Consider the following 21,021-nt stretch of genomic DNA (forward strand, 5'->3'; position numbering starts at 1 on the left):
CGGATAGTCGAGCCGCGGATCTCGGACAGCAGCGCATCTCCCTCTGCGGCATCGTTCCGGTGTCGGCGTCGTTCCGACGTCGACGACCACGCCGAGGAGCAGATGTTGCTGACCATCGCCAAGAATCCGATTCCGGACCTGAGCGTCACGGGCGCGCTCGACCCCTACGCCGAGCAGATCGAGCAGGCGTTCGGCAAATACGAGCAGACGACCGGTGAGGAGTTGGCGGAGCACGAACGGCAGGCCATCCTGGCGCAGCTCATCGCCTGGTCCGGCCCCGCGGGCAAGGAGTCGTTCCCCTCCTGGCCGCAGGCCGTGCGGGCGGCCCAGATGCGGGTGAAGACCGGCGGTTTCCTGGGTGAGAAGAACACGACCGTCGTGCAGTCCCGCAACGAGGGCCTGTTCAAGATGGCAATGGGCAGCGTCAACTGGGCCAACTGCGGCAAGACGGCGGAGAACATTCTGGTCGAGCTGAAGAAGAAGCACCCCACCTTCGTCGACGGCATCGAAGCGGGGACGCGGGAGAAGTTCGGCTCGGGTGCCGGGAAGGATTTGCTGAAGCTTCTCCGGAAGGTGCCGCAGGAGGGGCAGATCCTGCTTCTCGACTGTTCGTTCCCGTCCGTGCACACCTTCCTGCTGGAAGTCCACCCCAACGGCAACCGCTACCTGTGCCAGGGCTACCAGGGCACCTACTACGCGAGCTGGTGGACGGGGAAGGACGAGGGCGGTCTGCTCGTCGGCGAGCAGCAGGACAAGAAGATCAGCAACGAGGACCGGGAGCGGCTGCGCCGGACGCGTGACGACTGGGGCCTCGGCCGGTCCGTCAACCCCAACCGGTACGACGACACGGTCGTCCTGCTGGCGAAGGCGTTCGACGAGGCGGCCCTGCCGGACATCGGCGAGGGCGAGTACGACGGCATCGAGGTCGAGAAGCTGCGTCGGCAGGAGACCGCCGCGTGGGAGGTCTTCGCCAAGTTCTGGCCGGAGCTGCCGTTCTGCCCCGTGCAGCGCGAGACGGACAGCATCGCCAAGCGCACCCAGCGCCCCGAGATCGAGATCACCACGATCCTGGTGCCGGACGTCACCGCGAAGGCGGGCACGTCGGTGACCGTCCCCGTGGTGCCCAACTCGATCAAGGGCTGATCAGGGCCCGGCAGCAGTACGGGACCGACGACCACCCTGGCGCAGCGCCCGACACTCCGCGCGGAGTGTCGGGCGCTGCGCTCGTCCATGGTGGCGACGCCGTCCACGGTTGCGACGCCGACCGCAGGCCGGGCCGGCAACGATCCGCCACCCACCCCACTTGATCACTTTCCGTAGCGCCACCGTAGCCAGATGCCCTAGTATCACTGCACATGCAAATGCACGTGCAGATGCACGCGCTACACGCGATCCACTGAGGCTCGACCGTCGCGCAGGAAGCCCGGAAGGACCACGCCCGGAAAGCGCGACGGCACCCGTTGCAGCGGGTGCCGTCTCAGGGATCTCCCATCAGAAAGGATCTCCACCCATGAGGCTACGGCAACCCGGCGGCCCGCCCTATCCCGAACCCGACGTCTCGCTGCGAGTCCTGGTCCTGCTGGCCGTCGCCGGCCTGCTCGGCGTGCTGGCGTGGCGGGTCCCGGCGACCGTCAATCCGATGCTCATCGCCGTGGCGACCTACGCGGTGCTGGACCGCCTGACCGACCACAGGCCCGGCAGCCGGTAGCCCGCGCGGCAACGACCACAACGGAGCCCACATGCGAGAACGCCCGGTCGATCCTCGCGGATCGACCGGGCGTTCTCGCATGTCACGAGCGGTGGCGGCGGGATTTGAACCCGCGGAGGGCGTAAACCCTCACACGCTTTCGAGGCGTGCTCCTTAGGCCACTCGGACACGCCACCGCCGACGAGGGTACAGGACACCGGGACCGGGTGCCGAACCGGTATCCCCCGGGTCGGCCTGGCAGGATCTTTGCCATGAGTACGCACATCGGCGCGAAGCCGGGAGAGATCGCCGAGCGGGTCCTGATGCCGGGCGACCCGCTGCGGGCCAAGTGGATCGCGGAGACCTACCTCGAGGACGCCAGGTGCTACTCGACGGTCCGGGGCATGCTGGGCTTCACCGGCCGCTGGAACGGGGTGGAGGTCTCCGTCCAGGGCTCGGGCATGGGCATGCCGTCCGCCTCGATCTACGCCCACGAGCTGATCAACGAGTACGGCGTGCGGACCCTGATCCGGGTCGGCTCCTGCGGGGCGCTCACCGAGGAGCTGAAGCTGCGGGACGTGGTGGCGGCCAACGGCTCGTCCACCGACTCCAACATGAACCGGGTGCGCTTCGCCGGGCTGGTCGACTACGCCCCGGTCGCCGACTTCGGGCTGCTGCGTACGTCGGTCGAGGTGGCCGAGCGGCGCGGCATCACCATGCGGGTGGGCCCGGTCCTGGCGGCGGACGCCTTCTACACCGACCGGCCGGACCTCTTCGACAGTCTCGCCGACTACGGCGTCCTGGCGGTGGAGATGGAATCGGCGGCGCTCTACACGATCGCCGCCCGGTTCCGCGCCCGTGCGCTGACCCTCCTCACCGTCAGCGACCACATCAAGACCGGTGAGAAGACCACGTCGGAGGAGCGCGAGCAGACGTTCTCCCAGATGGTCGAGATCGGCCTGGACACGGCGGTCGCCTGAGCGGTCCCGCCCCGGCCCCGGCGTGCCGCCGGAAGATCGTGCTCGATCAGGGATCGAGTGGCATCGGAGCGTCGCCGAGGCCACTGCATCCCGGATCGAGCACGATCTCGCCCGCATCGGGCGGAAACTCGCCCGGATCGAGCACGATCTCGCCCGGGTCGGGTGCCAGCAGACGGTCAGCGGAAGAAGGCGCGCAGGACGGCGGAGTTCTCCGCCTCCAGCACCCCGCCGTAGACCTCGGGGCGGTGGTTGAGCCGCCGGTCGCGCAGCACGTCCCAGAGCGAGCCGGCGGCCCCGGTCTTGGGCTCCCAGGCCCCGAAGACGACCGTCGCGACGCGGGCGAGCACGATGGCCCCGGCGCACATCGTGCAGGGTTCCAGCGTCACCACGAGGGTGCAGTCGTCCAGCCGCCACCGGCCCAGGCGTGCGGCGGCCCGGCGCAGCGCCAACACCTCCGCGTGCGCGGTCGGGTCGCCGGTCAGCTCCCGCTCGTTGCGCCCGGCGGCCAGCTCGGTGCCGTCCGGGCCGTAGACGACGGCACCGACCGGCACGTCGTCGGCCGCCTCACCAGGGCGAGTCGCGTCACCAGGGCGAGCAGCGTCGACCGACGCACCGACGGGAGCCACGCCGGCGGCCGGCGCGGCGGCGCGGGCCGGGTCGGGGCCGGTGACCGCGACCTGGAGGGCGCGCCGCATCCACAGCTCGTGCCGCTGCCGGCGGCCACGGGGGGCGGGCGGCTCAGACGCCACGCAGCTCCTCGACCTCGTCGGCGCAGCCGAGGACCTGGCACACCTCGGCGGTCACGTCGGCCGGCAGCATGCCCTCGTGGGCGCAGAGGCGCAGCAGCCGCTGCGCGGAGATGCCGAGGTCGGCGAGGAGGTCCGCGTCGCCGACCGGGTCCGCCTCGGGGTCGACGGCCGGTTGCTCGCTGTCGTCGTCGCCGCTGCCGGCGCTGGCGCGCGGCTCCTCGGTGTCGTCGAAGCCGGTGACCGACCCCTTGAGGTCGCCGACCAGCAGCGCACCGAGCCGGGACTCCTCGGCGTACGCCGAGTCGGAGCCGAACACCCGCAGGTCCTCGCCCTCGTCGAGGCGCAGGACGACCAGGTAGGCGTCGTCGGCTTCGACGAAGAGCAGCGACAGGTCGGCGTCGGGCTCGACGTCCCGCAGCCGGTCGGCGACCTCGTCGACGTCGGTGGCTCCGCGCAGGTTCACCTCTGCGGCGGTCCAGCCGCCTCCGTCGCGCACCACGGCGGCAGCGAAGTACGACATGGTTCCCCCAAGTTTGCCTCGGCACAGCACGCCGACTCGTTACGCGTGCACGTTAACCGGTCGGGTCGGCAGGCGACCGGTCAACGCCCCGAAGGGCCGGTCATTCCTGTGGAAAGTGCGGCGGGCGGCCGGACCCGTCAGCCCGCGACCCGGCGTCGGGTGGCGATGAGCTGCCGCAGCCGTTCGGTGCGCGCGCGTTGGGGCCGTTCCCGTTCGCGTCCCGCTCTGGCCCCCGCCAGCTCGGCGAGGATCTGGAGGCGGCGGCGGCTCCGCTCGGGGTCGAGCCGCGGGGTGGTCCAGGCCATACCGCCGAGAGTGCGCCGTCGGAGCGGGTACGTCAAGACGGGATTCGGTGCGCAGCCGGTCGGCGACCGACGGTGGCAGCGCGCCCCGTCCGGCTCCGCCGCGGGGGACCCGTCACCACAGCGGCCAGTCGCCCGCCGTCGCCCAGGTCACGGCCACCACGGCGGCGGCGACGCTCCAGCCGCCGGCGGTGACGATCGCGACGCCGGTGGCGACGCCCCGGTCGCCGTGGCGGGCCAGCGCCAGGGCCGCCGCCCAGGCCAGCCCGCCGGCCACGACCGTCCACCAGGCGTAGCCGGGGACGTCGCGGCCGAGGAGGGCGAACAGCACGAGCCACGCGGCGGTGACGGCGGCGCCGGAGGCGACGGCCGCCCCGGTCACCGGGTGCGGCTCGCGCCAGGTCGGCCGCGACGGCGGCCCGGAGGGGAAGAGCCCCGACGGGGTACGCGAGCCGGGGTGGGCCGCCTGCTCCGGGTCGGCCCAGTCCGGGTGGGCCGGCTGCCAGGTCATCACCGCACTCCGTCCGCCGGTTGCCGCAGGGCACGGGGTGGACACCCCGGACCGCACCCTCCCCACCGTATCGGTTCTGTCAGGATGGGCGGATGTCCTCGCGCTTCCCGCGTCGGCGTCGCCCGCGCGCGGCGTACCCGGTGCTGCTGCTGCTCGCGCCGGTGCTGGCCGCCGGTTGCGGCGCGCCGCCGCCGAACCGGACGCCCGGGGCCGGCTGGGTGGCGCCGACCGGGATGGTCACCGGCGGGCAGCCGGCCGGGACGCCGGCCGACCCGTCGGGGGCGGCGGTCACCCCGTCGGCGACGGCGCGGCCGTCGGGGTCGCCCAGCCCGACCCGCACCGGCCTGCGGCACGTCTTCCCGGTGCGCGCGGGCAACGTCGCCTACCACCCGACCCACTCCGCCTATCCGGGGACGGACATCTTCGCCGACTGCGGCGAGCCGGTGGTGGCGGTGACCGACGGGACGATCCTGGAAGTGAGCCGGGTGGACCGGTTCGACAAGCGGGGGCCGCTGGGGCCCTACAACGGCGGCCTGTCGGTGTCGCTGCTGGGCGACGACGGGGTGCGCTACTACGGCTCGCACCTGAGCGCGATCGCCGACGGGATCGACGCCGGCACGCGGGTGCGGGCGGGCGAGCAGCTCGGCCGGGTGGGCCGCACGGGCAACGCGAACAACGTCTGCCACCTGCACTTCGGGCTCTCCCCGCAGTGTGCGGGCCGGGGCGACTGGTGGATCCGGCGCGGGGTGGTCTGGCCGGCCCGCTATCTCGACTCGTGGCGGCGCGGCGGCAACCGGGAGCCGGCCGCCGAGGTCGCCGCGTGGCGTCGCAAGCACGGCTGCCCGAAGGCGCCGGCCGGCACCGACTGAGCGGCGCGCTGGGAGCGGGACCAGGGCGGTCCAATCGCGACATCCCGGCTCAACCGGTCGCACACATTGACGGACGTCTCACACACCGGTTAACGTCCCGGCAAGAGAGAGCGCTCTCACAGGTAACGAACCCTCCCAATACCGACCCAGCGCCGACGCCGGCCGGTCCGGCGCACCCGCGCGATGGAGGCACCCGTGACACCTCCCACACCACACCGCCGCCGCCTCTGGGCCCTCGTCTCGTCCACCGTCCTCGCCCTCGCCACCGGCGGCCTCGCCGTGGCCGTCGACACGGCCCCCGCCCAGGCCGCGTCCGTCGGGGCGGGCAGCTACACCACCACGCCCGTCGGCCCGCTGCCCGCCGGCTGCGGGCAGCTCTCCACCAACCCCCGGCAGTACGTCACCGCCGACGCCCCCGCCGGGGCCGTGCCCACCAACGACTGGTGGTCGTCGCTGCTGTTCAAGCGCACCGACTGCGCCTTCAGCGAGCCGCTGCACGCCCACCCGCTGTCCTACGACACGTTCACCGACGGCCTCGGCTTCTCGGCCAACTCGACCCCCGCGATCAGCGGCACGGCCAACGGGGTCGGCGAGTTCCACTACCCCTACACGCAGGACATCCGCGTCGGCGTCGCCGGGCTCGCCGCGCCCACGGTGAAGGTCGCCGGCTGGACCGACTGGACCGTCACCCCGTACTGGAGCGACGGCGCGCGCACCCTGCGCGCCACCATCGGCCACGGCCTGCCGTTCGCCTACTTCCAGGCCACCGGCGGCGACGCCGTCGTCAACGCCAGCAGCACCCCGACCGTGTGGTCCAACAGCGGCGCGACCATCGGCTTCACCGTCGCCGGCCACGACTACGTCGCGTACGCGCCGAGCGGCGCGAGCTGGACGGTCAGCGGGGGCCGGATCTCGTCCGCCCTCGCGGGCAAGGGCTACTTCTCCGTCGCCCTGCTGCCGACCACCGCCGGCAGCACCGCCGCCGAACGCACCAGCCTCGCCGCCACCTACGGCCGGTACGCGCACGCCCACGTCACCGGCACCCGCGTCTCCTACGCGTACGACCAGGCGGCCAGCCGCCTGACCACCACGTACGCGTTCACCACCACGCCCCGGGAGGGCACCGCCACGCAGACCGTGGTCAGCCTCTACCCGCACCAGTGGAAGGCGCTCACCGGCTCCACGCCGATCACCCAGACGTACCCGTCGGCGCGCGGCCGGATGAAGGTCCTCGCCGGCGTCACCCAGTTCCGCACCGCGATGACCTACCACGGGGTGCTGCCCGAGCTGCCCGCCGTCGGCGACGGCTCCGGCGCCGACCTGGCCACCCTGCGCGACCAGCTCGCCGCCGTCCGGGGCAACCCGATGGACCAGCGCGGCGGCGACACCTACTGGACGGGCAAGGGCCTCGGCCGGGCGGCCCGGATCGCCGAGGTGGCCGACCTGGTCGACGACACGACCACCCGCGACAGCGCGCTCAACGCCATCCGGAGCACCCTCACCGACTGGTTCACCGCCTCGCCGGGCAAGACCGCGAAGGTCTTCTACTACGACCAGAACTGGGGCACGCTGATCGGCTACCCGGCCTCGTACGGGTCCGACCAGGAGCTCAACGACCACCACTTCCACTACGGCTACTTCATCGCCGCGGCGGCCACCCTGGCCAAGTTCGACCCGCAGTGGGCCACCGACGCACGCTACGGCGGCATGGTGGACCTGCTCATCCGCGACGCCGACAACTACGACCGCAACGACACCCGGTTCCCCTACCTGCGGGACTTCGACATCTACGCCGGCCACGACTGGGCCTCCGGGCACGGCTCGTTCGGGGCGGGCAACAACCAGGAGTCCTCGTCGGAGGGGATGAACTTCGCCAACGCCCTGATCCAGTGGGGTCAGGCCACCGGCGACACGGCCGTCCGCGACGCCGGCGTCTTCCTCTACACGACGCAGGCGGCGGCGATCCAGGAGTACTGGTTCGACCACGCCGACGAGAACTTCCCGGCCGGGTTCGGGCACTCGACGGTCGGCATGGTCTGGGGTGACGGCGGCGCGTACGCGACCTGGTTCAGCGCCGAGCCGGAGATGATCCAGGGCATCAACCTGCTGCCCGTCACCGGCGGCCACCTCTACCTCGGCTACGACCCCGCGTACGTGCGCACCAACTACGCCGAGCTGGTGCGCAACAACAACGGGCCGCCGACGGTGTGGCAGGACATCCTCTGGCAGTTCCAGGCGCTCGGCGACCCCGCCACGGCGCTGTCGAGCCTGCGGGCCAACCCCGGCTACACGCCGGAGGAGGGGGAGAGCCGCGCGCACACCTTCCACTGGATCCGCAACCTCGCCGCGCTCGGCACGGTCGACACCACGGTCACCGCGAACCACCCGCTGAGCGCCGTCTTCACCCGCAACGGGGCGCGGACGTACGTGGCGTCGAACATCACCGCCGCGCCGATCACGGTGCGGTTCTCCGACGGCGTCACGCTCACCGTGGGGGCCGGGAGGACGGCCACCACCGGGGCGTACACGTGGAGCGGCGGCAACGCCGCCGGGGGCGTGCCGCCGACGGGCACCCCGAGCCCCACGCCGACCGCCAGCCCGACGCCGACCCCGACGCCGACGAGCAGCCCCAGCCCGTCGCCGACCGCCCCGCCGCCGGCCGGCTCGCCGACGCGCTACCTGCTCGCCGGGGGCGGGCTCGGCGCGGCCGGCGGCACGGACACCACGACGGTGGCGGCGGCGAACGGCAACCACGACGGCACCCCGACCAACGCCCAGGTGTTCACCGCGACCGGCCTCAACCTCGCGTACGCCGGCGGGCAGACCGCGTTCGACCTGTTCCTCGACGCCGGCACCGCCGTCGGCAACGGGGTGCAGGTGCGGCTCTCCTACGACCTCACCGGCAACGGGAGCTGGGAACGGGTGGAGACCTACCGCTACTTCGCCACCGACCCGGTCCCCGGCTACGAGCACTACACCCAGGCCGCCGGGTTGCAGTCCGGCAGCGGCACGCTCGGCAACCTGGCGAACGGCACCGTGAAGGTGGAGGTCTGGTCGGCCATCGGGGGCAGCCCGAGCACCCTCGGCCTCGGCAACCAGTCGGTCGTGAAGCTGCCGTACTCCTGACCTCTCCGCACTGACGCACCACCCCGCGCCGCCGGTCGTACCCCGACCGGCGGCGCGGGCGCGTAGGTTGCAGGGCATGACCGACCGGGACCCCGTCGCCGACCTGCGCCGGATCGCGTTCCTACTGGAGCGGGCCAACGAGGCGACCTACCGGGTGCGGGCGTTCCGGTCGGCGGCGGCGGCCCTGGCCGCGCTGCCGGCGGCGGAGCTGGCCGAGCGGGCCCGCTCCGGCAGGCTCACCGAGCTGGCCGGCGTCGGCGACGTCACCGCCCGCTGCGTCGCCGAGTCGCTGGCCGGCGAGGAGCCGGTCTACCTGCGCCGGCTCGTCGCCACCGAGGGCACCGACCTGGACGCGGCGGCCACGGCGCTGCGCGAGGCGCTGCGCGGCGACTGCCACACCCACTCCGACTGGTCCGACGGCGGCTCGCCCATCGAGGAGATGGCGCTCGCGGCGGTCGAGCTGGGCCACGAGTACGTCGTGCTGACCGACCACTCGCCCCGGCTCAAGGTGGCCCGGGGGCTCACGGCGGACCGGCTGCGCCGCCAGCTCGACCACGTGGCGGCGGTGAACGAGGCGCTGCCCGAGGGGTTCCGCATCCTCACCGGCATCGAGGTGGACATCCTCGCCGACGGCTCGCTGGACCAGGAGGAGGAGCTGCTGGCCCGCCTCGACGTGGTCGTCGGCTCGGTGCACAGCGGGCTCAACGACGAGCGGGCCCGGATGACCCGGCGGATGCTGGCGGCGATCGCCAACCCGCACCTCGACATCCTGGGCCACTGCACCGGCCGGATGGTGTCGTCGCGCCCGGCCGGCGTGCGGGGGCCGGGCGACCGGGCGCACCGGCCGCGTACCCGGGCCGAGAGCGACTTCGACGCGGACGCCGTCTTCGCCGCGTGCGCCGAGCACGACGTGGCCGTCGAGATCAACTCCCGGCCGGAGCGGCAGGACCCGCCGAAGCGGCTGATCCGGCGGGCGCTGGAGGCGGGCTGCCGGTTCGCGATCGACACGGACGCGCACGCGCCCGGCCAGCTCGACTGGCAGCGGTTCGGCTGCGAGCGGGCGGCCCTGTGCGGCGTCCCCGCCGACCGGGTGGTCAACACCTGGCCGGCGGAGCGCCTCGTGGCGTGGGCCCGGGGCTGACGGCCCGCGCCAGACCAGTGGGTGCCGGGCTCAGCGGGCGGCGACCGGGGTGGCCGGCGGGGCGACGTCGACGGCGCGGGCCCGCCCGCGCCGGCCGAGCAAGCCCTGGGTCACCGCGACCCCGGCCAGCACGATCAGCGCACCTACCGGCTGGTGCCAGGTGAGCCGCTCGTCGAGCGCCAGCGCCCCGATCAGCACGGCGAAGATCGGCACGAGGTAGGTCACCGTGGAGGCGGTGCTCGCCCCCGCCACCCGGATGTTGCGCAGGTTGATCACGAAGGCCAGGCCGGTGCCGAGCGCGCCCAGCGCGAGCACGCTGGCCAGCGCGCCCGCCGACAGGTCGGTGGGCAGCGGCGGCGCGCCCGCCACCAGCGGGCCGACGACGGCGAGCTGCGCGGTCCCCAGCACGAGCTGGGTCGCCGAGAGCGAGAGGCCGGAGTGGGCGCTGCCCGCGACGAACCGCTTCTGGTACGGGATGGCGAACCCGTAGCAGGCCGCCGCGCCGAAGCACATGAGCTGACCGGTGAAGTGGGCGCCGCCGACGCCCGCCCACACGCCGAGCACCACGAGCACCCCGGCGAAGCCGAGCCCCAGCCCGACGGCCTTGCGGCTGGTCAGCCGCTCGGTGCGGAACACCAGCACCGCCATCGGCAGCACGATCAGCGGCGTGGTGGCGTTCCAGATCCCGGCCAGCATCGACTCGACCCGCTGCTCGCCGTAGCCGAACAGGGTGAACGGCACGGCCACGCCCAGCGCGGCGACCACGAACTGGTGGGCCCAGATCCGGGGCTCGCGGGGCAGCCGGTCGCGCAGCAGCGGCAGCGCGACGAGCAGGGTCAGCGCGCCGGCGGCGACCCGGTAGAGGGTGAGGTGCAGCGGGTGCAGCTCGCGGACGCCGACCTTGATGAACAGGAAGCTGGAACCCCAGATCGCGGCGAGCGCGAGGAAGCCGGGCAGCCAGCTGCGCAGCGCCGACCTGTCAGGGGTGGTATCGGGTGTCACCCCTGACACTCTGCCGCAGGGGCACGACGGTGTCGCGCGGTTTCCCGCCACCGTGTCCGCCACCACAGCAACGACCTAGACACCGTCGTCGTTGGTCACAGCCGGGGGGTGACGCCGGTGCTGCCGTCGCAGGAGTTCGATCCGCTCGCGGAGCTGTCCGGGTGCTGGACGACCGTGCTCGCGGAGCGATACCTCCCCGTCAGGGAACTCGCCGGTGCCCGCCACGAGTGCGTCGCCGGCCGGCTGGTGATCAGCCCGTTCCTGCGGGCCAGCGAGAGCTTCGCGATGGTCAGCCTCGGCTGCCTGCTCGCCCCCGCCGCCGAGGCCGCCAACCTGCACGTTCTCGGCCGGGTCAACCTGACCGTCAGCCCGGGCCTGTGGATCCAGCCGGACGTCACCGTGCTGCACACCCTGCCGGCGACGGACGACGAGGACCGCTGGGTGCCGGCCGGCCACTGCGAACTCGCGGTGGAGGTCTCCTCAGACGCCGACCCGGGGCCGGCCGCCGTGGACCGGCCGCGTCACTGCGCCGAGGGCGGCGTCCCCTGGTTCATGCGGGTACGACTCACCCGTGATCCGGCGCGGGTCGACGTGCGGCTGCTCGCCCTGCACCGGCCCGGCGGCCCCGAACTCGTTGCGCGGGCGGTCAGCGGGGAACGGCTGCGGGCCGACGCGCCGTTCCCGATCGACTTCGACCCGGCCGAGCTGCTGCCCTGAACACGGCGATCACGCTCGACAACCGCCCGGCCGGGTCGCGTAGTGTCACCCCGTGGGACGAATCGATGACCTCGCCGACCGGTACGTCGCCGACTGGGCGCAGCTGAGCCCCGTCGGCGCGACCTACGTCGGCATCGCCGGACACGACGACCAGCTCGACGACCTGTCGCCGGAGGGCTACGCCGGCCGCGCGGAGCTGACCCGGCGCACCCTCGCCGACCTCGACGTCACCGAGCCCGAGTCCGAGTCGGAGCGGACGGCCAAGGAGGCCATGCAGGAGCGGCTCGGCCTGGACCTCGCCCGCTACGAGGCGGGTGAGACGACCAGCGAGGTCAACGTCATCGCCAGCGGGCTGCACGACATCCGCATGGTCTTCGACCTGATGCCCACCGAGGGCGAGCAGGCGCAGGCCGACATCGCGGCCCGGCTCAACCGGTTCGCGGGCACCCTGGAGAGCTACAAGACGACGCTGCGTGAGGCCGCCCGCGCGGGCCGGGTCAGCTCGCAGGCACAGCTCGTCGAGGTCGCCAAGCAGTGCGACGTCTGGACGGACCCGGGCGGCGACAACTTCTTCCACGGCCTCGTGGAGCGGCTCGGCGTCGACGGCACGCTCGGGGCGGAGCTGCGCCGGGGCGCGGCGGCGGCCACCGCCGCCACCGCCGGGTTCGGCCAGTTCCTCCGCGACGAGCTGGCCCCGCAGGGGCGCGCCAAGCAGGCCGTCGGCCGGGAGCGGTACGCGCTGGCCTCGCAGTACTTCCTCGGCGCGCGCGTCGACCTCGACGAGACGTACGCCTGGGGGTTCGCGGAGCTGGCCCGGCTGGAGGCCGACATGCGGACGGTGGCCGCGCGGATCGTCGGGCCGGGCGCGACGATCGACGAGGCGGTGGCCGCGCTGGACGCCGACCCGGCGCGCACCATCGCGGGCAAGGAGGCGTTCCGGGACTGGATGCAGGCGCTGGCCGACAAGGCGATCAGCGACCTGCACGGCACCCACTTCGACATCCCGGAGCAGGTGCGCCGCATCGAGTGCTGCCTCGCCCCGACCAGCGACGGCGCGATCTACTACACGGGCCCGAGCGAGGACTTCTCCCGGCCGGGGCGGATGTGGTGGGCGGTGCCGCAGGGCGTCACCGACTTCTCCACCTGGCGCGAGGTGACCACCGTCTACCACGAGGGCGTCCCGGGCCACCATCTCCAGGTCGCGCAGACCGCCGTCCGGGCCGACCTGCTCAACCGCTGGCAGCGGCTGCTGTGCTGGGTCTCCGGCCACGGCGAGGGCTGGGCGCTCTACTCCGAGCGGTTGATGGACGAGCTGGGCTACCTGGAGGACCCGGGCGACAAGCTCGGCATGCTCGACGGGCAGGCGTTCCGCGCCGCGCGGGTGATCGTCGACATCGGCATGCACCTGGAGCTGGAGATCCCGAAGGACAACCCGTTCGACTTCCACCCAGGCGAGCGGTGGACCCCGGAGCTGGGCTGGGAGTTCATGCGGGCGCACTGCCGGGTGCCGGACGAGAACCTGCGCTTCGAGCTGAACCGCTACCTGGGCTGGCCGGGGCAGGCCCCGTCGTACAAGGTCGGGGAGCGGATCTGGCTCCAGGCCCGGGAGGACGCGAAGGCCCGCAAGGGCGCCGACTTCGACCTGCGGGAGTTCCACCGGCAGGCGTTGGACCTCGGGGCGCTGGGCCTCGACCCGTTGCGCCGGGCGCTCGCCCGCCTCTGAGTCGCCGGGGACGACGGCCGGGGCCCGGGGGTGTGGCCCCGGCCGTCGCGTCGGGGGGCCGGCTCAGGCGAGGTCGAGCCGCAGCGCCGGCTTTCCGGTGAGGACGTCGCACTGGACGTACGCGAGGTCGATCACCGGGTCGGTGAAGGTGATCGGGATCGGCGAGGTGATCGGGATGCCGTCGGGGAACGGCAGGTCGGGCGTGAGCGTGATCTTGATGCCGAGCAGCCGCCCGACGAACCGGGTGGCGTAGAAGGCCACGTCGCCCTGGACGGTCAGCCGATCCGTGACGTACCGCTGGCTCCGGCCGCCGGGGCCGTCCGCCAGGAGCTGGAAGTCGTCGGTGACGCTCTTGGCCATGCTGAACTTCAGCGCCCTGAGCGTGCCGTCGCCGGTTGGCAGGTCGACGATCCCCTCGAAGCGCAGCCCGGTCATGGTGACCTTCGAGCCGGTCAGCTTCGACGGCTTCCCCGCCACCCGGGGCTGGCCGGGCTCGGGGGCGATCCTGGGCAGCGGCTCGCCGGGCTCGACCTCGGCGGGCTCGGTGGGCTCGGGGGTGGCGCACCCGTCGCCGGGCTTGTCGGGGCTGGCCGACGCGTCCGGGGTCGGCTTCGCCGAGGCGGTCGGCCGGGCGGTGGACGTCGGCGTGCCGGTGGTGGGCGCGGTGCCCGTCGGCTCCGGGCTCGCGGCCGGCTCGGCGTCGTCGTCGCCACCGGTGAACAGGTCGCCGATGCCGTCGATGATGTCGGTCAGCACGTTGCCCCCGGAGGTCTGCTCCGCGCTGGGGCTGGGGCTGGCACCGGGGCTGGGGCTCCTGCTGGCCGGGCGCGACGCCGACGGCCCGGGCTCGGCCGTCCGGGTGGCGGACGGCGTGGGGCACGGGGCGGCGAGGGCGGCCTGCACCGGGGCCTGGTCGCGCAGCGCCAGCGCCCCGGCGGCCGAGACGCTGAGCAGCACCAGGGTGATCGCCAGCAGCCTAGGGTCCCGTGCCGCGTCGCGCCGGCCCGGGCCGTCCTCGGCCGGGTGGCGCAGCGGGAGGCCGTCCGCCCCGACCACCGGCAGCACCTGGGTGCTGTCGTCGCCCCGCTCGGCGGGCGGCGGGGGCGGCGACGGGGGCGGCGCCTCGCGCAGCGGGTTGCGGGGCGGCGGCAGGGTGTCGGTGAGCGGCCCGGTGACGTCGTCGGGGTGCTGCGCGCGGGGCATCAGCTCGTCGACCAGCGCCGCCTCGTCGGCGCGGTCGGCGTCGGTCGGCCCCTCGGTCGCGGTTTCGGTTGCGGCCGGCCCTTCGGCCACGGTCCCGGCCGGGCCCTCGGTCGCGGTTGCGGACGGGCCGGAGCCGGCCGGCGCGGCGGCCGGGCGGCGGGCGGGCACCCAGGCGAAGCCGAGCGCGCTGCCGACCATGCCGAGCAGCAGGCCGACGAAGAAGCCGCCGAGGTTGACGCCGATGAGCGAGAACACGGCGGTCACCGCGCCGACGATCGCGTAGAACATCCGCTGCTGCGGGCTGAACCACATCAGCATCCCGCAGGCCACCAGGATCACCGGGATCAGCCAGGACAGGAAGCCGGTCGGCCCCATCTGGAAGCTCAGGCCGCTGAGGCTCATCTGGGTGGTGGAGAAGATCTCCAGCCCGGCCAGCGCGGTGAACAGGCCGCCCCAGAAGGGGCGGGCCCGACGCCAGCGGCGGAAGCTGCGCCACGCCTGGCTGACCCGGCCCGGCTGGGCGTGCTGCGGGTTGGCGGTCGTCACGTACTCCTCCTGGCGGTGCTCACTGGTGACGGGAGGGGGCCGGGGCCCGTGGAGGGCACCCCCCCACGGGCCCGGTGGCTAGCTCAGAAGCACTCCTTGGCGGCGGCACCCACGTTGACCTTGAGCTTCAGCCCGTTGAGGGTGAAGATCGCGGCGCTGGTGGAGCGGGCCACCTGCTCCAGGTCGGTGATCGTCACGCTGTCGGCGCTCTGCCCGAAGGACTTCGCGGTGGCCCCCTCGTTGAGGTCGGTGGCGTCCCGGCCGATCTTGATGTTCTTGAACTCGGCGTCGCCGCCCAGGGAGTCCATGTCGATCAGCAGGCCCTTGGCGGTGGCCGGGTTGCCGCCGCCACCGGCGTTGATGGTGAGCACGATCGGCAGGTCAGGGATCTTCACCGACTGGCACAGGTCGTAGAGCTTGGCGTCCGCGATCTCGGACACCGCCACCGGGTGCGTGGTGCCGTCCTTCTCCTTGACGAACCCGCCGTACTGCTTGAAGCCGGTGCCCTCCAGCTTCGAGGCGCCGACCTTGAAGGTCTGGCCGGAGACGGCGAACGACGCCGCGATCGCGCCGTTGGCCATGCCGAAGACGATGGCGCCGGCGACGGCGGTCGCGGGCACCATCATCGCGGCGAACCGCCGCCAACGGGTGCCGCCCTGCTCCAGACGGTCTTCCGAATCCTTCACGAGGTCCTCCTCGAACGGGGGTCACCGAGCGCGGGATCACGGCTCGGGGGTGGGGGAAGCTGCGGTGGCTGCTGCGATCCGCTGGCCGGACGGCGCGCGCAGCGTGCGGATTGGATGCTGCCGCGAAGCGACCCAGGTCACAAGACCCTTGCTACCGGCGGGTAACTCGCCCGCGTCACCAAGATCGGTTATGGTCACCTTCGGTCAACGCCCACCTCGACGTCCCACCGGACAAACCGGGCCGAGTGCGACAGGTGGCGCGGCGAGACTCACGCGACGTAGCCGTGATACCCGCCGGTAACTTTTTGGTAACGAGAACCTGCCAGACCGCTGAGAGTGATCCATCGATCACCACCGGGGCGATACCGGTGTGGAAATCCCGCCTGACCGGCCCGGTTCAGCCCGCCGGACACCCGGTGCGCCGCACGCCGACACGCTGCCCGGACACGGCCGGAGACGCAGACTGCCGGACGGCCCCGCCGTTGGTTACCGTAGGTGTCTCCCGGGTGGGAGACGCTCCCACGTGGTACGTACCGATCGAGGTTGCTGTGACTCTGTACGGCGAAACACGACCGCCCGCCGACGACCGGCCGACCGTCAAGGTGACCGCGGTGAGCTGGCCGGTCGACGAGCCGGCCCCCGTCGCACCGGCAGCCACAGCCGCCACACCCGGTGCCGGGCCGACCCGCCGCAGCCGCCGACTGCGGGTCCTGCTCGCCGCCGGCGTCGGCACCGCCGTCCTGGCCACCGTCGGCGGGGTGGGCGCCTACGCCTACGCCGGCGACGTCCCGCGCGGCACGACCGTGCTCGGCACCGAGCTGGGCGGCCGCAGCCGCACCGACGCGATCCGCGAGCTGAGCGCGGAGCTGGAGCGGGCGGGCACACCGCACACCCCCCTGCGGGTGACGGTCGGCGAGAAGAGCCTGGAGTTCGCCCCCGCCGACGTGGGCCTCGCCGTCGACGTCGAGGCGACGGTGGACGCGGCGGCCAAGGCCCAGGCGCACCCCGTGAGCCGCCTCGTCGGCTCCCGCGCCGTCGACCCGGTGGTGACCGTCGACCCCGCCCGGCTCGACGCGGCCCTGCGCAAGGCGGCCGGCGACCAGACCCGCGAGTGGACCGTGCCGGCCATCATCTTCACCGGCACCACACCCAAGGCGGTACGCCCCAAGTCCGGCCTCGCCCTCGACCCGGAGCGCTCGGCCCAGGCCGTCCGCGCCGGCTGGCTCTCCGGCCAGCCGGTGACCGTGCCACTGGTCGAGAACACCCCGGCGACCAGCGCCGAGGAGGTCGACAAGCTCGTCGCCGAGCTGGCCCGTCCCGCCGTCGCCGCCCCCGTCACCCTCGACACCGACAAGGGCTCCGTCACCATCCCGCCCGCCGCCATCGCCCGGAGCCTGCGCTTCACCGCCGACGACGCCGGGAAGCTGACCCCCCGCGTCGACGTGAAGCGGCTGCGGGCCGCCCTCGGCGACAAGCTCGACGCCATCGAGACCGAGCCCCGCGACGCCCGGATGACGGTCACCGGGGGCAAGCCGAAGCCGGTCGACGGGAAGCCCGGCCAGCAGCTCGACAGCGCCGCGCTCAGCCGCGACCTGCTCGCCGTCCTGCCCCGCACCGACGACCGGAAGGTCACCGGCCGGCTCACGGAGACCCAGCCGGAGCTGACCACCGAGAAGCTGGCCGGGCTGGGCATCGTCGAACGGGTCTCCCGGTTCACGACCCACTTCACCGGCGGCCTCTCCTCGCCCCGCAGCCAGAACATCGTCCAGATCGCCAAGGACGTCGACGGGACGGTCGTGCTGCCCGGCGAGACGTTCTCCCTCAACGGCCACACCGGCGAGCGCGGCTACGCCCAGGGCTACCGGGACGCCCCGGTGATCCTCGACGGCAAGCTCGTCCCCGGGGTGGGCGGGGGCACGTCCCAGTTCACCACCACCCTGTTCAACGCCACCTACTACGCGGGGCTGGAGGACGTCGAGCACAAGCCGCACTCCTACTGGTTCAGCCGCTATCCGCCGGTCATCGAGTCGACGATCTTCTGGCCGAACCTCGACTTCAAGTTCCGCAACAACACGAAGTACGGCGTCCTCATCGACACCTCCACGACCGCCAGCTCGGTGACCGTGTCGATCTGGAGCACGAAGATCTACGACAGCGTCAAGACGGAGTACGGCCCCCGCCGGGACGTCACCAAGCCGAAGACCATCCACCTCAAGCCCGGCCCGTCGTGCATCCCCAGCAACGGCATCGACGGCTTCACCCAGGACGCCTTCCGGATCATCAAGAAGGACGGCAAGGTGGTCAAGCGGGAGAAGTTCACCTGGCGGTACCTGGCCGAGCCCCGCTACGTCTGCGGCGGCCCCGCCGACTGAGGCCCGCCGGGCCCCGGACACACCGATGCCCCGCCGACACGTCGTCGGCGGGGCATCCCATTGGGTACGCGAAACACGCGCCCCGCGCCCGCAGCGGGCGCTCAGGGCCGCGCGTCGGCCAGCCCCTGCCGTACGCCGTCGGCGTCGCGGTCGGTGCCGTACACGGGCGTGTCCGGCTGCTGCCGCCAGCTCTCGTCGAGGGTGCCGGCGTCGACCGGGTCGAAGCCCAGGGCGTCGACCAGCTCCATCACGACCCGCTTGGCGTCGGCGTCGTCGCCGGCGACCGGAAGCCCGATCCGGTCCGAGGCGCCGGCCGGCCGCCCGTTGTCCATGAGGTGCTGGGCCTGGATGTTGTTGAACGCCTTCACCACCCGGGCGCCCTTCAGGTGCTCCGCCGTCCACCGGCTCGAACTGAGGCTGCGGTCCAGCAGCTCGGCGATCTCGCCGTCGCGTTGGGGGTAGTAGTTGTCGGCGTCCACCACGATCCGGCCCTCGAAGAGCCCGGCGGGAAGGTCCGGCACCGCCCGCAGCGGGATGGCCACCACGACGATCTCGGCCTGCTCGGTGGCCTGCTCAAGGGTTCCCGCGGTCGCACCGGTCTCCCGCGCGAGGTCGCCCAGGGACGCCGGTCCACGCGAGTTGGTGACCGTCACGTCGTGGCCCAGGGCGCTCAGCCGACGGGTGAGGGTGCCACCGATGTGCCCCGACCCGATGATTCCGATCTTCATGACCACTCCTGCCTCCGCCTCCCGGCGGTCAGATCCGGTCGGACTGTGGGCAGGTACCCCGGTCGGAGCGTCCCAATAGCGCTGGAGGCGAACGCCACGTACGGTTTTCCGGCCACGGTCGCGGGGAACGCCACCGGCGGCGGGTCCCCGATCGACGCTACCGAGACGAACGGCGTGGGTGGGAGTGTTCCGGGGAAGTGGCCGGAATGCGTTTCAGGGCCACCCCGGTCGGGGTGGCCCTGAAACGAAAGAATGTCCGGCGGTGTCCTACTCTCCCACACCCTCCCGAGTGCAGTACCATCGGCGCTGGAGGGCTTAGCTTCCGGGTTCGGAATGTAACCGGGCGTTTCCCCTCCGCCATGACCGCCGTAACTCTATGAACATATCAAACAACCCACAACCCCAACCGGGTGGGCGTCTGTTTGTTCAGAGTTGCACAGTGGACGCGAGCAGAATCTTTGTAGTCAAGTCCTCGGCCTATTAGTACCGGTCAACTCAACCCGTTACCGAGCTTACATCTCCGGCCTATCAACCCAGTCGTCTAGCTGGGGGCCTTACCCCACCAAAGGTGGGTGGGATACCTCATCTTGAAGCAGGCTTCCCGCTTAGATGCTTTCAGCGGTTATCCCTTCCGAACGTAGCCAACCAGCCGTGCCCCTGGCGGGACAACTGGCACACCAGAGGTTCGTCCGTCCCGGTCCTCTCGTACTAGGGACAGCCCTTCTCAAGTATCCTACGCGCACGGCGGATAGGGACCGAACTGTCTCACGACGTTCTAAACCCAGCTCGCGTACCGCTTTAATGGGCGAACAGCCCAACCCTTGGGACCTGCTACAGCCCCAGGATGCGACGAGCCGACATCGAGGTGCCAAACCATCCCGTCGATATGGACTCTTGGGGAAGATCAGCCTGTTATCCCCGGGGTACCTTTTATCCGTTGAGCGACACCGCTTCCACACGCAAGTGCCGGATCACTAGTCCCGACTTTCGTCCCTGCTCGACCTGTCAGTCTCACAGTCAAGCCCCCTTGTGCACTTGCACTCAACACCTGATTGCCAACCAGGCTGAGGGAACCTTTGGGCGCCTCCGTTACCCTTTAGGAGGCAACCGCCCCAGTTAAACTACCCACCAGACACTGTCCCTGAACCGGATAACGGCCCGAAGTTAGATACCCGAATCAACCAGAGTGGTATTTCAAGATTGCCTCCACCCATACTGGCGTATGGACTTCACCGGCTCCCACCTATCCTACACAAGCTAACTCAGATACCAATGTCAAGCTATAGTAAAGGTCCCGGGGTCTTTCCGTCCTGCCGCGCGTAACGAGCATCTTTACTCGTAATGCAATTTCGCCGGGCCTGTGGTTGAGACAGTGGGGAAGTCGTTACGCCATTCGTGCAGGTCGGAACTTACCCGACAAGGAATTTCGCTACCTTAGGATGGTTATAGTTACCACCGCCGTTTACTGGCGCTTAAGTTCTCCGCTTCGCCCCCCAAAAGGAGCTAACAGGTCCCCTTAACGTTCCAGCACCGGGCAGGCGTCAGTCCATATACATCGAATTACTTCTTCGCATGGACCTGTGTTTTTAGTAAACAGTCGCTTCCCCCTGCTCTCTGCGGCCATACAACGCTCCACCCGCAAGGGGCTTCACGTCTCCGGCCCCCCTTCTCCCTAAGTTACGGGGGCAATTTGCCGAGTTCCTTAACCACAGTTCGCCCGATCGCCTCGGTATTCTCTACCTGACCACCTGTGTCGGTTTGGGGTACGGGCCGCTCAGAACTCGCTAGAGGCTTTTCTCGGCAGCATAGGATCACTGACTTCACCTGAATCGGCTCGGCATCACGTCTCAGCCTGAATAGTGTGCGGATTTGCCTACACACCGGCCTACACGCTTACCCCGGCACAACCACCGGCCGGGATCAGCTACCTTCCTGCGTCACCCCATCGCTTGACTACTACCCGCCAGGTTCCCACGCTCCCCACCCTCAGTCCGAAGACCTTGGATGGTTTGGGTGGTTAGCACAACGAGGTTCATCACGGGCGCTCCTTCGCGGGTACGGGAATATCAACCCGTTGTCCATCGACTACGCCTCTCGGCCTCGCCTTAGGTCCCGACTCACCCAGGGCGGATTAGCCTGGCCCTGGAACCCTTGGTCAT

17 protein-coding genes, 1 tRNA gene and 2 rRNA genes (1 of these 20 cut by a window edge) are annotated in these 21,021 nt (G+C 71.7%); 9 read left to right on the forward strand and 11 right to left on the reverse strand.

All coding sequences use genetic code 11. From position 1 onward, the window contains the following. The first annotated feature begins 102 nt into the window (after positions 1-102). Positions 103-1,143: a hypothetical protein gene (locus tag O7633_RS17160; RefSeq protein ID WP_282323130.1), complete on the forward strand. Its 1,041-nt coding sequence runs from the start codon at positions 103-105 to the stop codon at positions 1,141-1,143. 367 nt (positions 1,144-1,510) lie between these two features. Further along, on the forward strand, positions 1,511-1,708 hold the full coding sequence (locus tag O7633_RS17165) for a hypothetical protein (RefSeq protein ID WP_074472195.1): 198 nt from the start codon (positions 1,511-1,513) through the stop codon (positions 1,706-1,708). A gap of 89 nt (positions 1,709-1,797) precedes the next feature. Here O7633_RS17165 and O7633_RS17170 read toward each other — a convergent pair. Continuing rightward, positions 1,798-1,884 (reverse strand) — tRNA-Ser (locus O7633_RS17170). Positions 1,885-1,959: 75 nt separating this feature from the next. On the opposite strand from O7633_RS17170, the gene deoD reads away from it, so the two are divergent. Next, the gene (deoD, locus tag O7633_RS17175) at positions 1,960-2,667 is read left to right on the forward strand and encodes a purine-nucleoside phosphorylase (protein WP_282323131.1); all 708 of its coding nucleotides are present in this window, start codon (positions 1,960-1,962) and stop codon (positions 2,665-2,667) included. A 176-nt stretch (positions 2,668-2,843) separates the two neighbouring features. On the opposite strand, the gene O7633_RS17180 is transcribed toward deoD, so the two are convergent. The 4 genes from O7633_RS17180 to O7633_RS17195 all read right to left on the reverse strand — a co-directional run bounded on the left by O7633_RS17180 (position 2,844) and on the right by O7633_RS17195 (position 4,749). Next, on the reverse strand, positions 2,844-3,362 hold the full coding sequence (locus O7633_RS17180; protein ID WP_282328588.1) for a nucleoside deaminase: 519 nt from the start codon (positions 3,360-3,362) through the stop codon (positions 2,844-2,846). Positions 3,363-3,405: 43 nt separating this feature from the next. Continuing rightward, positions 3,406-3,936, reverse strand: a complete 531-nt coding sequence (locus O7633_RS17185) for a tRNA adenosine deaminase-associated protein (protein ID WP_074472187.1) — start codon at positions 3,934-3,936, stop codon at positions 3,406-3,408. Between the two features lie 137 nt (positions 3,937-4,073). Then, a complete protein-coding gene (locus O7633_RS17190; RefSeq protein ID WP_176734415.1) occupies positions 4,074-4,241 on the reverse strand; it encodes a hypothetical protein in 168 nt (55 codons plus the stop codon). Between the two features lie 112 nt (positions 4,242-4,353). Further along, positions 4,354-4,749 (reverse strand): hypothetical protein, encoded by a 396-nt coding sequence (locus O7633_RS17195; protein ID WP_282323132.1) that lies wholly within the window; start codon positions 4,747-4,749, stop codon positions 4,354-4,356. 92 nt (positions 4,750-4,841) lie between these two features. Between O7633_RS17195 and O7633_RS17200 the strand changes: the two genes are divergently transcribed. From O7633_RS17200 to O7633_RS17210, 3 genes are all read left to right on the forward strand, one after another. Beyond that, positions 4,842-5,618, forward strand: coding sequence for a M23 family metallopeptidase (locus O7633_RS17200; RefSeq protein ID WP_178066706.1), 777 nt, complete (start codon positions 4,842-4,844; stop codon positions 5,616-5,618). 195 nt (positions 5,619-5,813) lie between these two features. Next, positions 5,814-8,744, forward strand: a complete 2,931-nt coding sequence (locus O7633_RS17205; protein WP_282323134.1) for a glycosyl hydrolase — start codon at positions 5,814-5,816, stop codon at positions 8,742-8,744. A gap of 76 nt (positions 8,745-8,820) precedes the next feature. Then, positions 8,821-9,885 carry a PHP domain-containing protein gene (locus tag O7633_RS17210; RefSeq protein ID WP_282323135.1) on the forward strand — a complete coding sequence of 355 codons (1,065 nt, stop codon included), beginning with the start codon at positions 8,821-8,823 and terminating at the stop codon, positions 9,883-9,885. A 30-nt stretch (positions 9,886-9,915) separates the two neighbouring features. Here the strand turns inward: O7633_RS17210 and O7633_RS17215 are convergent, their stop codons facing one another. Beyond that, positions 9,916-10,887: a DMT family transporter gene (locus O7633_RS17215; protein WP_282323136.1), complete on the reverse strand. Its 972-nt coding sequence runs from the start codon at positions 10,885-10,887 to the stop codon at positions 9,916-9,918. A 108-nt stretch (positions 10,888-10,995) separates the two neighbouring features. Here O7633_RS17215 and O7633_RS17220 point away from each other — a divergent pair, with 108 nt between their 5' ends. Together O7633_RS17220 and O7633_RS17225 are read left to right on the forward strand one after the other, a co-directional pair. Then, positions 10,996-11,604 (forward strand): hypothetical protein, encoded by a 609-nt coding sequence (locus tag O7633_RS17220; RefSeq protein WP_282323137.1) that lies wholly within the window; start codon positions 10,996-10,998, stop codon positions 11,602-11,604. A gap of 52 nt (positions 11,605-11,656) precedes the next feature. Next, positions 11,657-13,327, forward strand: a complete 1,671-nt coding sequence (locus O7633_RS17225; RefSeq protein ID WP_074472181.1) for a DUF885 domain-containing protein — start codon at positions 11,657-11,659, stop codon at positions 13,325-13,327. A gap of 63 nt (positions 13,328-13,390) precedes the next feature. Here O7633_RS17225 and O7633_RS17230 read toward each other — a convergent pair whose 3' ends face one another. After that, positions 13,391-15,076 (reverse strand): DUF6114 domain-containing protein, encoded by a 1,686-nt coding sequence (locus O7633_RS17230; protein WP_282323138.1) that lies wholly within the window; start codon positions 15,074-15,076, stop codon positions 13,391-13,393. Positions 15,077-15,159: 83 nt separating this feature from the next. After that, the gene (locus tag O7633_RS17235) at positions 15,160-15,702 is read right to left on the reverse strand and encodes a DUF6230 family protein (protein ID WP_074472784.1); all 543 of its coding nucleotides are present in this window, start codon (positions 15,700-15,702) and stop codon (positions 15,160-15,162) included. Positions 15,703-16,310: 608 nt separating this feature from the next. Between O7633_RS17235 and O7633_RS17240 the strand changes: the two genes are divergently transcribed. Beyond that, on the forward strand, positions 16,311-18,134 hold the full coding sequence (locus O7633_RS17240) for a VanW family protein (protein ID WP_282323140.1): 1,824 nt from the start codon (positions 16,311-16,313) through the stop codon (positions 18,132-18,134). 101 nt (positions 18,135-18,235) lie between these two features. Here O7633_RS17240 and O7633_RS17245 read toward each other — a convergent pair whose 3' ends face one another. The 3 genes from O7633_RS17245 to O7633_RS17255 form a co-directional block, all read right to left on the reverse strand. Beyond that, positions 18,236-18,862 (reverse strand): NADPH-dependent F420 reductase, encoded by a 627-nt coding sequence (locus O7633_RS17245; RefSeq protein ID WP_282323141.1) that lies wholly within the window; start codon positions 18,860-18,862, stop codon positions 18,236-18,238. A 254-nt stretch (positions 18,863-19,116) separates the two neighbouring features. Continuing rightward, positions 19,117-19,233 (reverse strand): 5S ribosomal RNA (gene rrf / locus O7633_RS17250). Positions 19,234-19,322: 89 nt separating this feature from the next. Continuing rightward, positions 19,323-21,021: ribosomal RNA gene (locus O7633_RS17255) — 23S ribosomal RNA — on the reverse strand; it runs 1,413 nt beyond the window's last position.

Source organism: Micromonospora sp. WMMD712 (assembly GCF_029581295.1).
GTDB classification, from domain to species: Bacteria; Actinomycetota; Actinomycetes; order Mycobacteriales; family Micromonosporaceae; genus Micromonospora; species Micromonospora carbonacea.

What these genes read in the sequence shown, in the direction of transcription:
- O7633_RS17235 (WP_074472784.1), bottom strand. Translation starts at nt 15,702, where the DNA reads ATGATGGTGCCCGCGACCGCCGTCGCCGGCGCCATCGTCTTCGGCATG.
- O7633_RS17195 (WP_282323132.1), bottom strand. Translation starts at nt 4,749, where the DNA reads ATGACCTGGCAGCCGGCCCACCCGGACTGGGCCGACCCGGAGCAGGCG.
- deoD (WP_282323131.1), top strand. Translation starts at nt 1,960, where the DNA reads ATGAGTACGCACATCGGCGCGAAGCCGGGAGAGATCGCCGAGCGGGTC.
- O7633_RS17160 (WP_282323130.1), top strand. Translation starts at nt 103, where the DNA reads ATGTTGCTGACCATCGCCAAGAATCCGATTCCGGACCTGAGCGTCACG.
- O7633_RS17185 (WP_074472187.1), bottom strand. Translation starts at nt 3,936, where the DNA reads ATGTCGTACTTCGCTGCCGCCGTGGTGCGCGACGGAGGCGGCTGGACC.
- O7633_RS17210 (WP_282323135.1), top strand. Translation starts at nt 8,821, where the DNA reads ATGACCGACCGGGACCCCGTCGCCGACCTGCGCCGGATCGCGTTCCTA.
- O7633_RS17180 (WP_282328588.1), bottom strand. Translation starts at nt 3,362, where the DNA reads ATGCGGCGCGCCCTCCAGGTCGCGGTCACCGGCCCCGACCCGGCCCGC.
- O7633_RS17165 (WP_074472195.1), top strand. Translation starts at nt 1,511, where the DNA reads ATGAGGCTACGGCAACCCGGCGGCCCGCCCTATCCCGAACCCGACGTC.
- O7633_RS17200 (WP_178066706.1), top strand. Translation starts at nt 4,842, where the DNA reads ATGTCCTCGCGCTTCCCGCGTCGGCGTCGCCCGCGCGCGGCGTACCCG.
- O7633_RS17190 (WP_176734415.1), bottom strand. Translation starts at nt 4,241, where the DNA reads ATGGCCTGGACCACCCCGCGGCTCGACCCCGAGCGGAGCCGCCGCCGC.
- O7633_RS17245 (WP_282323141.1), bottom strand. Translation starts at nt 18,862, where the DNA reads ATGAAGATCGGAATCATCGGGTCGGGGCACATCGGTGGCACCCTCACC.